This is a genomic window from Paenibacillus sp. WC2504, assembly GCF_052682475.1.
This window is the reverse complement of record NZ_JBQZFH010000001.1, coordinates 275,734-290,094: the sequence shown is the minus strand read 5'-3', so window position 1 is coordinate 290,094 and position 14,361 is coordinate 275,734. Positions and strand designations below refer to the sequence as shown.

Sequence of the window (14,361 nt, the reverse complement as noted above, 5' to 3'; positions counted from 1 at the left end):
GGGCTACGTTGTACTTTATGCAACGATTTGGTGGATTTTATGCACTGCAGCCACTCTTCATTGTATAAAATACAATGATTTCGCCAAAATGGGCTTCAAAACCACCTTGTATGAAGCAAATCGTTGTATTAATTGCAATATAGCATGCTCTAGCAGCAATATTAGGCGTATTTGATTGTATTAAGTGCAATCAAGCGATGGCACGCATTTGCACATTCGCTAGAACAGGAACGAGCAGCCTGCACTTATGAATCAACTGATTTCATATCGATGGATCAGCTCCGATTCATTTTAACTTGTTTAACTTCCCTTTCTCGCACCATTCCCTCTAAATAAGCACATTTGCTGCGTCTTTGTCACTTGGAGTAGCTATTCCTGCATCGGTTGCACAGCACGGATTCACAATTACTTGCTTAACTCCCTCTTCTCGCACCAGCCAATACAAAAAAGCCTTCAGCCAAGGAAAACTCCTTAGACTGAAGGCTTCTCTTATTAACCCAGCACCACGCGGTCATCCGACAGCTTGTTGCCGCTGATGTTTTCGAACTCACCGAGCAGCTGCTCCACTGTGAGGTCCTTTTTCCGCTCCTCGCTCACATCGAGGATGATGCGGCCCTTGTCCATCATGATCAGACGGTTGCCTAGACGAATCGCCTGCTCCATGTTATGCGTGACCATCAGCGTGGTCAGCTTCATTTCGCGCACGATTTCCTCGGTCAATCGTGTAATCAGCTCCGCCCGCGCAGGGTCGAGCGCGGCGGTATGCTCATCCAGCAGCAGAATCTGCGGCTGGGTGAAGGTCGCCATCAGCAAGCTGAGGGCTTGGCGCTCTCCGCCGGAGAGCAGACCCACCTTCGCGCGCAGGCGGTTCTCCAAGCCGATGCCCAGGCGCTGCAGCTGTTCCAGGAACAACGCGCGTCTCCGCGCGTTGGTGCCGAAGCTAAGCCCGCGCTTCTTGCCGCGGGTATACGCCATGGCCAGATTCTCCTCGATGGTCATTCGAGGAGCGGTCCCCGCCATGGGATCTTGAAAGACGCGGCCGATCCAGCGGCTGCGCTCATACTCGGGCAGGTGGTGGATCGTCTCACCGCTGATCGCCACCTCGCCGGCATCCGGCGTCATCACGCCGGAGATGATGTTCATCAGCGTCGATTTGCCGGCGCCGTTACTGCCGATGACCGTGACGAAGTCGCCGGGCTTCAGGGTTAAATTAATGCCGATCAGCGCGATTTTCTCATCAGCTGAACCAGGGTTAAATAACTTGGAAACATTCGAAAGCTTCAGCATCAGCGTCCACCTCCCTTATTCATTTGAACGGCGTGGGCGATGAGCTCAGCGGAGCGCCGTTTGGCGGTTGCTTTTTGCCGGATAGACCGCTGCACGGATGGCAGCACCAGGGCGATGATAACGATAATTGCAGTAATCAATTTTAAATCAGAAGCATTGAGCCACTCCACGCGCAGTGCCAAAGCGACCACGATACGGTACACAATGGAGCCAAGAACAGCCGCAAGTGTCGCTCGGAACACGCTCTGGGAACCAAAGATCGCTTCCCCGATAATGACCGACGCCAAACCAATAACAATCATCCCGATGCCCATGGAAATATCGGCGAATCCGGATTGCTGAGCAATCATGGCACCGGAAAGCGCTACTAATCCATTAGATAAGCTGACACCAAGAATTGTGGTATTGTCTGTATTTGCCCCAAAACTGCGAATCATGCGGGCATTATCGCCCGTTGCACGCAGAGACAGTCCCAAATCAGTATGCAGAAACCCGTCCATCAGCAATTTAAACAAAATCACAACAATGAATCCCACCGCAATCGGAGAGATGGACGTGAACATGGTATCTGCACCAAGCAGTGAAATGTTCGGTTTGCCCATAATCCGCATATTAATCGAATACAAGGCAATCATCATCAAAATACCGGACAAAAGCCCGTTAATTTTCCCCTTCGTATGAAGCAATCCCGTACAAGCCCCGGCAGCTAGTCCCCCTGCAAAAGCAGCCAAACAAGCGAGCAGCGGAGAATATCCGTGTGAAATCATAATCGCCGCAATCGCGCCACCCGTCGTGAAACTCCCGTCCACGGTCAAGTCAGGGAAATCGAGAATGCGAAAAGTGATGTAGACACCAAGTGCCATCAGGGCATAAAGAAGGCCCAGTTCGACAGCACCGCTCATGGAATCCATCATGTTGAAACAACCTCCTAGTTTAAAATAAACAATGCCTAACCTCAGGTCAGACGAGAGAAAAAAAGAGATGAACGAAAGTGACGTCCACCCCTTTTGTATCCCAAACCAAACCTTACTGGATAATGTTTTTCTCTTTGTCTTTTACAGCATTTTTCATAGCATCCGTTACTTCAACGCCTTGCGCCTTAGCTGCTTTCAGGTTCAAGATCAGATCGAGCTTATCAGGAACAGTTACTTTCATGTCCGCTGTTTTCTTCCCATTTTTCAAAATATCAACAGCCATTTGACCAACTTGATAACCATGATCGTAGTATTTGAAGCCAACCGTTGCAAATGCTCCTTTTTCCACGGTATCGCGGTCACTGGAGAAGAACGGAATGTGCTTTTCGTTAGCAATTTGAATGATGCCATCTACACCACTAACAACGGTGTTGTCGAGTGTAATCAAAAATGCGTCTGCGCGTCCAACTAGGGATTGAGCAGCTTGTTTTACTTCGGATGTATTCGTTACTGGCGCTTTTATGAGTTTGATGTTGTTTTTCGCCAAAGCTTGCTCAGCATTTTTCGCCATGATCACGGCGTTCGGCTCACCTTCGTTGATAACAAGACCGACTGTTTTCACTTTAGGCATGTTAGCCGCAACGAAATCCATCAATTGTGCGACCGCCATTGGGTTCGTGTCCGATGCTCCGGAAACCGTACCGCCTGGTTTGTCTACATTTGTTACGATTTTAGCTGCAACCGGGTCCGTAACAGCCGCAAATAGAACCGGAGCTTTCTTCACTTGCTGTACAACCGCTTGAGCGGATGGTGTTGCGATACCTAGCACCAGGTCATTGTCTCCGGAAGCAATTTTTTGCGCGATGGATAAATTGTTCGTTTGATCCCCTTGCGCATTGTTGTAGTCAACCTTCAGGTTCGTGCCTTCTACGATTCCAGCGTCTTTAAGCGCTGCCAAAAAGCCCTGACGAGTTGCATCCAAAGATGGATGTTCCACGATTTGCGAAATCGCGATTTTGTACGTCTTTGCCGCAGCTGCCGTTGCTGCTGGAGCTGTTGATGCGCCGCCTGCTGCAGGCGTTGTCTCTGTTTTTTGACCACAACCGGCTACTACCATAAGAGCTGCTGATAATACAAGTGATGCAAGTGCTTTCTTTTTCAACCTAATTACCCCTCTCTTTTTTCCCTTTTGGTTGACTTGAACCCATTGCCCGCTCACCACTTTAACGCTTTTGCTCGGCAAAGTATGTAGGCGCTGTTTGGCATCCAAGCTGTGATTCTAATTTACCATAGTTTAATTGGCTCGCGTGTTTCCGTCAATCGTTTTATCCATTCTGTTAATATATGGACGAGATTACTGCTGATTTTGGCGATAAAAGTCGTGAAGCAGCTCATCCATAACCCGATTTGTCCGCGCGGCCGTCTGTCCTGTACTTGGGCTTTTCCCCACACCTCTAAGCTCATCCACTACCATCCCGATTAAAGGCTGTTGCACATGGGCCGGATTCGGAATCGTAAACTCCTGCACTTGACCGTCCGCTGTCTCCAAACGAAGATCCCCGCCAAATGTTGAAAAAATGACTTTGCCGAGACTTCCGACAATCTCGTTCACATCGCTGCGCTCGAAGCTGTTAAAGCTCCAAATCCCCGTCCCCATCACGCCTGATTCAAACGCATACGCCGTTGTCACGATATCTTCGACTTGCAGTTGACCGCTCTGATTGCGAGCAAAACCTTTGACCTCGCCAATCGGCCCTAGCAAATAGTCCAAAATATCCAGCGTATGACTGGCTAAATCGACGAAAAGCCCGCCTCCGGAAAGCTCAGGCTGCAACCGCCACGGCAGATCCTGACCCTGGTCTTCTCTGAGCATTTGTAGATAAGTCGTATGGACGAACCGGATTTCCCCTAGAACACCGCTATCCAGCAGTTCTTTAATTTGAATAAACTTTGGCAAACCCCGGCGATAATAAGCAACAAAAAGAGGTACCCCAGCCACTTCACACGCGTCGATCATCTCCAGACACTCCCCGTGATTCCTAGCCATGGGCTTTTCCACATAAACCGGCTTCCCTGCTTTAGCCGCCATCAACGTATATTCATGATGAAAACCAGGCGGCGTGGCGACATATATGGCATTGACATCCGGATCATGAATAAGCGCATTCGCGTCATCATACCATTTAGCAACGCCGTGTCTTCTCGCGTAATCTTCCGCTAACGCGCCATTGCGCCGCATGACGGCCACAAGTTCAGAACCCGCCACCTTTTGGAGGGCCGGCCCGCTTTTAATTTCGGTCACATCTCCACAACCAATAATTCCCCAACGCACTTTATCCATTAATGCGTATCCCTCCAGATCATCATTTGAATGCTACTTTACTTATTCGACAACAGCACTCTTCCTCCTTTTGTATAGTGGCACACTATTTCCCATCAAAATTGGCACTATATTTAGCCCATTTCCCTTGTTACAATACCGTTAAATTTAAAGAAGCAGGTGAAAAGCAACATGTACATCCCTTCCTATTTTAATATAAAAGATGACGAACTCATGTACACGGTTATCGAACAAAATGGCTTTGCGACCCTGGTTTCCCAGCATGACGGCCACCCGATGGCAACCCACTTGCCGCTTACTCTTGATCGCACCAACAAATGCTTGTATGGACATGTTGCTCGTCCGAATCCACAGTGGAGAGATCTTCAGCAGCAGGAGGTTCTGGTCATCTTTCAAGGGCCGCACAGCTACATCTCCCCCTCCTGGTACGAAACCAGCGATTCCGTTCCGACATGGAATTACGTGGCTGTTCACGTATACGGGCAAGCCGAGCTCATCGACGATGAGGATGAAGTGATGTCCTCCATGAAGAGCTTGATTGAAAAATATGAGGAGCCCGATAGCCCCTATGATTTAGAATCCGTAGACTCCGCCTACTTGTCCGGATTAAGCAAAGGCATTCAAGGCTTTAAAATCCACATATCGAACATGGAGGGTAAGGCCAAATTAAGCCAAAATCATCCCGTTCAGCGCCAAGAATTCGTCATTCAGAGGTTGGAAGCTCTCAATCGAGAGAATGAACGGAATATCGCTGCTTTGATGAAAAGAAACCTTGAGCTTCTTTAAAATCGAAGATGGGGAACTACGGTCCTCTATTCCGTGTGAATGAACCCGTTTCCTGGGTGAAGGGGAACTACGGCCCTCTATTTCCCCCATTTCAATTGAAATGTAAGGTTTTAGGCCCAAATAAGAGCCTGTGGTTCCGTTCAGACCTGAATCCAGCGGATTTAGCTCAAATAGCGCCCTGTAGTTCCCGCTGAGTTGCCATGCTCTCGTCTGCAACATGCCCTCAACTGCAAAAAGGACTATCTCAATCGCAGATTAATCTGCTTTTGAAACAGTCCTTGTTGTAGACCTACTCTGCAGCCCGCGCTGCAGTTACCCTGTACAATTACCGATGCGAAGGAGCCTCCACGGGAGGCAACGCCTCCTCAGGCACGAAACCTGAATCCGCGGAGAGCTGCTCCTGCAGCTGAAGCTGCTGCGTAGCAAACTCGCGGTACATGTCATGCGACTCCAGCAGTTCCTGATGCGTTCCGCTGCCGGTCACCACGCCTTTGTCCAGGAAGATAATCTGGTCGGCATCCACCACCGTCGATAAGCGGTGCGCGATGACCAGCGTCGTCCTTCCCTGCATCAGATTTTGCAGCGCCTGCTGCACCACAACCTCGGACTTGCTGTCCAAACTGGATGTCGCTTCGTCCAGCATCAAAATCTTCGGATCGCGCAGCAAAGCTCGCGCAATCGCAATCCGCTGCCGCTGTCCGCCAGACAGCTTGATGCCGCGCTCGCCGACTTCCGTTTCATACTGTTGCGGCAGTTCCTCAATAAACGTATCCGCATAGGCCATCTGCGAAGCCCGCTTCAACTCTTCCAGCGTCACTTCACGCTGCAAGCCATAACAAATATTATCCCGGATCGTGCCCGCAATCAGTGGACTCTCTTGTGAAACATAGCCGATCTGGCTGCGCCAGGAAACAAGCGAGAACTGATCGATCGGATCGGACCCTAAGGTAACCGAGCCCTTCTGCGGCGTATAGAACCTCTCGAGCAGGGAGAATGTCGTCGTCTTCCCGCTTCCGCTCGGTCCTACGATGGCGGTCACTTTGCCAGCTTCCATCGTGAAGCTGACATTTTTCAGGACAGACTCCCCTTCTTTGTAGCCATAGGTCACTTGATCGAAATGAATCGACTGTGAAGCATTCGCTACGGGCACTCCTGCATGCGGGTTTTCTTCTTCATAATCCAACACTTTGAGGATGGTATCCGTTGCTCCCATCGCTTTTTGCGCCTGATTGAAAAACTGTGTGATCTGCGTAATCGGCATCACAATTTGGAATAAATAGAGCATGAACGCAACTAATTGACCTGCGGTTATCGCGCCTGAGGCCACTCGCATACCGCCATAACCGAACAGAACAACAAACAACATCAGCATAACAAATGTTACAAGCGGCGCCATTAATGCTTGAATCTTACCTTCGCGAAGTCCAAATTTAAAAAGCCTTTGAATCCCTGAGCTGCCTTCCTGGTACTCTACAGGTTCGGCATTCGCTGCCTTCACCAAGCGGATCTCGGATAGGACACGATTGAGCACAGAAGTGAAACTTGCTGTCTCAGCCTGCATGCCCTTGGAGATTTTGAACATTTGCCGTCCCAGTGGAAAAAGGATGAGGAAAGCTATCGGGAATACACTGAACATGATAAGCGTCATTTTCCAATCCATATACAAGAGCACCGCAATAGAACCAATTATTGAAATAATACCTGTCACGAACCCTGACATATGCTCGGCGATTAGCCCTTTAATCACAGCCGTATCATTGGTCATCCGGGAAATCGTATCCCCCGTCTGATTGTTATCGTAATAACGAACCGGCAGCACGAGGAGCTTTTTCCATAGTCGCTCACGAATGCCGGCCACTACGCTTTGACCCGCGTGATTCAATAAATAAACCGAGACGCCGGAGGCAACCGCCGAACCGACAAAAGCGATCGCCATGCCACTAATCTGCATCCAATTCAAGTTGTCGAGCGAAAAGCTGTCGACCACATTTTTCGTAAATAGCGGTATCACAAGTCCTGCCAATGTTGAAATAATGCTTAATCCTAATGCTATGCCTAGAAGAAGCTTGGGTGGATTCGCCTGCATGATCAAGCGGATGAATCCCCGCCAATTGCTTGCGCTCTGTGGCGCTTCTTTCCTTGTAACTGCCATGTATCTCTACTCCTTTACCCAATCGAATATACATCCGTCATCTGAATGATTCTTTGCTTTCCAGTATCTCTTTGCAAAATGAATCATACACCTGTATTTTAAACGGAATATAAACGGGAACGAATCGGTCCGTGGACGTAGAGGGGCTCAACTCAAGCCTTATGCCTCCGTAGAAATCTGCCAAATCACACCGAACGGGTCTTCAAGGCGACCGAACATCGTACCCCAAAACATGCGCTCAAAGGGCATGATCACATGGCCACCCTGGGATAACGCTTCAAAAATACGTCTCGCCTCCTCTTCACCTTTAAATTCCAACGTCAAATCTAACCCCTTGCCTCTATCTACCGATTCCGTACCTGCATCCGCCATGAAAAAGCGTAAGCCCAGCGCTTGAAGCTCCAAATGAAGCACGCGATCCTTCATAGACTCATCGGCCCCCGGCATATCTGCGAACGTACGCAGGCTGACGACTTCGCCCCCAAACGCTTTTACATAAAAGTCCGACTGCTCTCTTGCATTTCTGCTATAAAAATAAGGTGTTAATGTTGCCATAATCATTCCTCCTATTATGGTGTTGATCCAACTAGAATCGGCTCTGCGCCTTCGTCCTTCTAATTTTGTTTTTTGCTGTTTCTTTCTATACAATATAGGGGTAAGACTACATATAGATGATCTCGAGGAGGTAATTCGATGAATACATTTACTTATTATAATCCAACCACGCTGCATTTCGGACAGGGGACACTCGAGAAATTAACTGCTGAGGTACCCAAATACGGTAAGAACGTGCTGCTCGTATATGGCGGTGGAAGCATTAAACTGAACGGCATTTACACCCAAGTTGTTCACCTGCTGAAAGGCATCGATGCTTCAATTTTCGAGCTGAGCGGTGTTGAGCCTAACCCAAGACTTACAACCGTCCACCGCGGTGTGGAAATGTGCCGCACTCAGAACATCGACCTAATCCTCGCTGTAGGTGGAGGCAGCGTAATCGACTGTGCCAAAGCGATTGCCGTCGGCGCCAAATATGAGGGCAACTTCTGGGATATCGTTACGCGTAAAGCATCCGCAACGGGGGCGCTGCCACTAGGCACCGTACTGACGATTGCCGCAACGGGCTCGGAAATGAACTCCGGCTCTGTGATTACAAATTGGGAGACCAAAGAGAAGCTCGGTTGGGGCAGCCCCTTCTCCTTCCCGAAATTTTCAATCCTGGATCCTGCCCACACAACTTCCTTGCCTGAAAATCAAACCGTATATGGTATGGTTGATATCATGTCACACGTCTTTGAGCAATATTTCCATCATGTCGATAATACACTTCTTCAAGATGGCTTTTGTGAAACGATTCTTCGCACCGTGATCGATACGGCGCCTCGCTTGCTGCAGGATCTCACGGATCTGGAGAATCGTGCGACGATTCTGTACAGCGGCACGATGGCGCTGAACGGGACGCTTAGCATGGGAGTTCGCGGCGACTGGGCGACGCACAATCTCGAGCATGCGGTGTCAGCCGTTCATGATATCCCGCACGGCGGAGGTCTTGCCATCCTATTCCCGAACTGGATGAGCTACACGCTGGATGCCAATGTAGCGCGGTACAAGCAGTTCGCGCAGCGCGTCTTTGGCGTTACAACCACCGGTAAAACGGACCGCCAAGTAGCCGAGGAAGGTATCGCGGAGCTTCGCGGGTTCCTTAACTCCATCGGCGCGCCAAGTCGCCTGGCGGATTACGACATCGACGATTCCACGATCGAGCTGATGGCTGACAAAGCCATGGTGTACGGCGATTTCGGGAACTTCAAGAAGTTGACGCGCGAAGATGTCGTTAACATTTACCGGATGTCCTTATAAAAAAAGAGCTATCCTTGAGCAGATTCTTTTGCTTGAGGATAGCCTTTTTTTATGGGCAAACCGCCGGATCACCTATTCCTTTTGTAGTTCCCATCCTACCGCAGCACCGTATAATCACGCCACTCCTCCGGCAGCAATCGCTGATACAGCGGCTGCAGGTACCGGTCGTCAATCAGCAGCAGCACGCCGTGATCCGTTTCGGAGCGGATGAGCCGACCGCCTGCCTGCTGAACTTTGTTCATGCCGGGGAAAACGTAGGCGTATTCGTAGCCGTTTTTGCCTGTGTCTTCGAGGTAGGCCTTGATCAGATTGCGCTCAGGCCCGAGCTGCGGCAGCCCTACACCAACAACCGCCACGCCGGTCAGCCGCTCGCCGACCAAATCGATGCCCTCCGAGAAGATGCCGCCCATCACGGCAAAGCCTACCAGCGTCCCATCACGTCCCGCTTGAAACTCGGCCAAGTACTGCTCCCGCTCCTCTTCCGGCATCTGAACCGTCTGAACCAGGACGCGCAGCTGACTATCCTCTCCCTGCTCACCTACAAGATCCGTAAAAGCCTCATAGACACTGCTCATATACGCATACGAGGGGAAAAACACGAAATAGTTGCCAGAACGACGGGTCACCATCTGATAAATCGAACGGGCAATCGCCTCCCGGCTTCGTTCGCGATCCTGATACCGGGTCGACAGCGGCTGGACGAAAACCTCCAGCTGTTCCTTGGCAAAAGGCGAAGGCACGCTCACGGAGTAATCCTCCTCGCCCGCTCCCAGCGTGTCCATGAAAAAGGACAGCGGCGAAAGGGTCGCCGAGAAGAACACATGCGAGCGATAGCCTTTCCCCATCTGCCGGAGCAGATGGGAGGGATCCAGGCAGAAGAGCTTCACACTGACTTCGTTACGATCAGACGTGAACAATGTCATATAGCGTTCATCGTACAGCTTGGCTATACGGACGAAATTGTGGGCTGCGAAGTAAGTCTCCAGGAGCAGCGGGCTCGCAGGGCTTCCACCGCTTGCAGCCAGCTCCTTTTCAGCGCTTGCAAGGAAACCATCGAGCAGCGCCAAGAGATCCTCCGGCAGCTCCGGTTCTACCAGCATCTGGCGGTCTCCGATTCTTTTGCGAAGCGTAATGAAATATTGGTTGATGGCCTTAGCCGCATCGTGCAAATCCGCGCGAACGCCTTTGAACTCCCGCTGCAGCGCAAGAAACCCAGATTTGGAGAGCGTGCTGCTGTACATCTCGCGCGCCCGGTCAATCAAATTGTGCGCTTCATCCACAAGCAAAGTCGTGTACCGCCTCTGCTCCTCGAACAGCCTTTTTAAATTGACGCGCGGGTCAAAAATGTAATTGTAATCGCAAATGACCGCATCCGCGGCATAAGCGACATCAAGGGAAAACTCAAAGGGACAAACACGATGCTTCCGAGCATACGACTCAATGACCGTGCGCGTCATAATCGTCTCCGATTGAAGAAGATCGAGCACAGCGCCGTTAATTCGGTCGTAATAACCATCGGCGAATTCGCAGTGCTCCTTGGTGCAGCGGACTTCGTCCTTCAGACACACCTTCTCCTTCGCCGTGATGGTCACGACATGAAGCTGAAGACCATGTGCCTGAAGCAGGCCATACGCTTCCTCTGCTGCCGTGCGGGTGATGGTCTTTGCCGTCAAATAAAAAATCCGCTGCAGCAGCCCCTCGCCAATCGCTTTCACCGACGGAAACAAGGTCGACATTGTCTTCCCGATACCGGTCGGTGCTTTGGCGAACAGCTTGCGCCCTTCGCTGATCGTTTTGTACACCGCTCCTGCCAGTTTCCGCTGGCCTTCGCGATACGCTGGAAATGGAAATGCCAGCTCCTTGATGCTGCGATTCCTTCGCTGCTCATGCTCATAAATCGCCTGTGCATAGGGGTAATACCGCTCTACCACGTCATGCACGAACACTTCTAACTCACTGAACGAAGCTTCCTTCACGAATCGGCGCGTATCTTCCGTCTCCACCTGCATATAAGTAAGTTGAACCCGCATATGATGAAGCCCGCGATCTTTGGCTACCATATAGGCATAGCACATCGCTTGCGCCCAATGCACGGGGTACGAGTCTTCTTGGATCTCATTTATGTCCGAGGAGGTAGACTTGATCTCATCCACCGTCACTGGGCCGCCGTCCGCATCTTGAAGAAGACCGTCGCACCGCCCGTCAATCACGAATAGGAGCTCCCGGCAAGCAATTTCAGCGGAAACATACACTTCATGCTGATCCGTTTCGCCATATTGTTTCTGCAATTTTTGGTGTGCCTTCGTACCTTCAACCAGCGCAGTGCTTGTCCGAAAACCGGACTCAATACTCCCCCTGCGAAACACATATTCAACCAGAGAGCGCACGGAAATGTTGATCGTTTCAGCCATTCGTCCTTCTCCGTTCCAGAACATTTGTTCTTTGATTGTAGCATGTGGACGGACCAAATATCTACTTTTTCAGGAAGGGAGCCCCATGTTCTATTTCAGTAAGATTTTTCTTAAACTGCTGCGAATGAACAACAAGTTCATCTATAGTCTGGCCTTTCTTTTCATCCTTCTATCTGCGATCAGTGCTTATATGCTGGAAAAAGAAACCTTTGGCAGCGTCTTCAACGGACTTTGGTGGGTAATGACGACCGTGACCACCACTGGGTATGGAGATTATGCGCCAAAAACCGTGGCCGGCAAGTGCCTCGGCATCTTTTTGTATATTTTCGGAATTGGTCTCATCTCCGTCACAATCAGCAAAGTCGTTGATTCATTATTCATATACAGACAGCGAAAGGAAGCGGGCAAATTGAGATATCAAGGCGAACAGCATTTCGTGATCATTGATTGGAGCAAACATGCGGAGCTGGCGATTCAAGAAATTTTGAACACCGATACATCCACTGAGGTCGTGCTCATCGATACTCTCGAGAAAACGCCGATTGTACATAACAGAGTTCATTATATAAGAGGCAATCCTACACATATGGAAACTTTGGAGATGGCGAATATGGAAAAAGCCCGCTCCGTCTTCATCTTTGCCAATGAGATCACGGAAGATCAGGCGATGCTGCGCGATCCCTCCTTTGTGGACGGCAAAACACTGCTGGTCGCCACAACCATCGAGCGCAATTACCGCAACGTCCACTCCATCGTCGAGATTAAAAACAGCGAAAATATGCAAAATTTCCAGCATGTTAATGTGAATGAATTTATCCTCGGCTCCGAGACGATTTCGCAGCTTGCCGTTCGCTCGGCGTTCTCACCGGGATCATCACGGATTGTGTCCCAGCTCTTGACCAGACAGTCCAGCAGCAACCTTCAGGTGCTTGGTAAAAGAAGCTCTTGGCGCACATACCGCGACGCCTTTGAGCAGCTGCTCCTTGAGGGGGCGACACTGATTTCGGACCGTGATCAACTGAATATCAATCAGAAGTTAGATCAGCTCATTCCCGAGGATGCGCAGCTTTTCGTCATCTGTGACGCGGAAACCTACGAGCGTCTCTCCACGCTAAAATAAAACAAATAGGACACCAACCTCTCCGCATAGCGAAGAATGGTGTCCTTTATTCTTATGTTCAACCCTTCGGCTTAGCCTGTGCTGGCTGAACCCAACGAAACGGTGTCGTATTCCAAAATAAATCCGGATTCACCTGTACATTATGCGCCCAAAATGTAAAGTGCAAATGCGGCCCTGTCGAGAACCCGGTCGTGCCGACAAGCCCGATAATGTCGCCCTGCTTCACCCGGTCACCTGTTTTCACCTGCAGCTCGGAGAGATGCGCGTACTGCGAAAAAAGCCCCATCCCATGATCGAGATAAATGGAATTTCCGGTCAAATACAGGCTCTCGGCCAGCGCAACGATCCCGTCATTAGTCGCTTTGATCGGCGTACCTTCCTTTGCGGCCAGATCAACCGCCATATGAGCGCTATCGTACTTCCCGTTCACGTAACGGGTGTACCCATATGGCGTCGTCAAAATCCCCTCGATGGGCTTCACGAACGGCCCGCTGAACAGAAATTCCGGCTCGGACTTGCTTCGCGCCAGATCGATTTTCTTCTGATCGGCGTTGATACGCGCCGTATCCTGCTTCATGCTCTCCATCTCAGACGTGACCTTGAGATACTGCGTCTCAAACTTCTTCGCCACGATGGTGAGGGTCTGATCGCCGATCGGATATTTGCCGGGCTTCGCACTCATCGAAATCGGCAAATACGTGAAATACCCCGCTCCATATGGTTGGAGCGTGTACGTTTTGTTCAGCCAGGTAATCGTTCCTGGCTCATCGTGACGCACAAGCACCGCATCTCCGGGCGCCGCGCTCTCAGGCACGAGCTTCCATTTGGCGCTCATGATCCCTTTCGCCGCTTCCTTCGTTGCGTAAAGATCCCTTTCCTTCGCCAGCTGCTGCAAATGGTCCTTCTCCTTGAGGATGGCCTCTTTGACCTCCGCGGTCATGCCATCCACCCAAGATTGCCCGCCGTCTACGGTGATCAGCAGCGGATTCTTCGCATCCTTGCTGCTGGCGGGCAGTGCCCAACCAATACGCGGTGTCAGAAACTGCGTTTGCTTCACCGGTAACGCAGCCCCGCCTAACGTGGCCGTTAACGGGGCAGGAGTAGAACTAACTGAGCCAGCTTCCAAGCTGAGCAGCTCAGCTAGAGTACCGTCGACTGCTGTTTCTGCAGCAGCCACTTCTCCAGCGGCCGGTTGCCACATGCCGCCGCCATCCTCTGTCGCCGCGATCCCATCGGCGTATTTCACCCAGCCATGGTCGAGATCGACCATGCGGAACTCCAATGCCTCTCTAGGTGGAGGCGTGGGCACTGGTGTTGCCGCAGCCGGTACATCCTTCCCGGCTGCCTTCCAAGAAGAGACAGGGCCAAACGGCGATTTGCCGATCACGATGACGACACATGCCGCAAGCACACAAGCGCCTACCAGCAGCGGCCATTGCCGGCGTTTTTTTGATTTCATAGCATCTATTCCTCCCTCGCTTGCGATGGGCTAT

At 50.8% G+C, this 14,361-nt stretch carries 11 protein-coding genes; 3 read left to right on the top strand and 8 right to left on the bottom strand.

Annotated features, from left to right (window positions below; translation table 11 throughout):
• Positions 1–492: 492 nt before the first annotated feature.
• The 4 genes from ACUN27_RS01310 to ACUN27_RS01295 all read right to left on the bottom strand — a co-directional run bounded on the left by ACUN27_RS01310 (position 493) and on the right by ACUN27_RS01295 (position 4,542).
• On the bottom strand, positions 493–1,287 hold the full coding sequence (locus ACUN27_RS01310) for an ABC transporter ATP-binding protein (protein WP_326062583.1): 795 nt from the start codon (positions 1,285–1,287) through the stop codon (positions 493–495).
• Entirely contained in the window at positions 1,287–2,201 is a 915-nt protein-coding gene (locus ACUN27_RS01305; protein ID WP_315954449.1) for an ABC transporter permease, read from the bottom strand. Before ACUN27_RS01305 ends, ACUN27_RS01310 begins: the two co-directional genes overlap by 1 nt.
• Before the next feature lie 112 nt (positions 2,202–2,313).
• Positions 2,314–3,363: an ABC transporter substrate-binding protein gene (locus ACUN27_RS01300; protein WP_315954448.1), complete on the bottom strand. Its 1,050-nt coding sequence runs from the start codon at positions 3,361–3,363 to the stop codon at positions 2,314–2,316.
• 192 nt (positions 3,364–3,555) lie between these two features.
• Positions 3,556–4,542, bottom strand: a complete 987-nt coding sequence (locus tag ACUN27_RS01295; protein ID WP_326062584.1) for a Gfo/Idh/MocA family protein — start codon at positions 4,540–4,542, stop codon at positions 3,556–3,558.
• A gap of 171 nt (positions 4,543–4,713) precedes the next feature.
• Between ACUN27_RS01295 and ACUN27_RS01290 the strand changes: the two genes are divergently transcribed.
• Positions 4,714–5,328, top strand: coding sequence for an FMN-binding negative transcriptional regulator (locus ACUN27_RS01290; protein WP_326062585.1), 615 nt, complete (start codon positions 4,714–4,716; stop codon positions 5,326–5,328).
• A 325-nt stretch (positions 5,329–5,653) separates the two neighbouring features.
• Here ACUN27_RS01290 and ACUN27_RS01285 read toward each other — a convergent pair whose 3' ends face one another.
• Both ACUN27_RS01285 and ACUN27_RS01280 read right to left on the bottom strand, forming a co-directional pair.
• The gene (locus ACUN27_RS01285; protein ID WP_445558263.1) at positions 5,654–7,480 is read right to left on the bottom strand and encodes an ABC transporter ATP-binding protein; all 1,827 of its coding nucleotides are present in this window, start codon (positions 7,478–7,480) and stop codon (positions 5,654–5,656) included.
• Between the two features lie 159 nt (positions 7,481–7,639).
• Positions 7,640–8,035: a VOC family protein gene (locus ACUN27_RS01280; RefSeq protein ID WP_326062587.1), complete on the bottom strand. Its 396-nt coding sequence runs from the start codon at positions 8,033–8,035 to the stop codon at positions 7,640–7,642.
• A 138-nt stretch (positions 8,036–8,173) separates the two neighbouring features.
• On the opposite strand from ACUN27_RS01280, the gene ACUN27_RS01275 reads away from it, so the two are divergent.
• Positions 8,174–9,337: an iron-containing alcohol dehydrogenase gene (locus tag ACUN27_RS01275; RefSeq protein ID WP_326062588.1), complete on the top strand. Its 1,164-nt coding sequence runs from the start codon at positions 8,174–8,176 to the stop codon at positions 9,335–9,337.
• Positions 9,338–9,432: 95 nt separating this feature from the next.
• Here ACUN27_RS01275 and ACUN27_RS01270 read toward each other — a convergent pair whose 3' ends face one another.
• Positions 9,433–11,748, bottom strand: a complete 2,316-nt coding sequence (locus ACUN27_RS01270) for an ATP-dependent DNA helicase (RefSeq protein ID WP_315954442.1) — start codon at positions 11,746–11,748, stop codon at positions 9,433–9,435.
• A gap of 85 nt (positions 11,749–11,833) precedes the next feature.
• Between ACUN27_RS01270 and ACUN27_RS01265 the strand changes: the two genes are divergently transcribed.
• Entirely contained in the window at positions 11,834–12,868 is a 1,035-nt protein-coding gene (locus ACUN27_RS01265; RefSeq protein ID WP_315954441.1) for a potassium channel family protein, read from the top strand.
• 58 nt (positions 12,869–12,926) lie between these two features.
• On the opposite strand, the gene ACUN27_RS01260 is transcribed toward ACUN27_RS01265, so the two are convergent.
• Entirely contained in the window at positions 12,927–14,327 is a 1,401-nt protein-coding gene (locus ACUN27_RS01260) for a M23 family metallopeptidase (RefSeq protein WP_326062589.1), read from the bottom strand.
• Positions 14,328–14,361 lie beyond the last annotated feature (34 nt).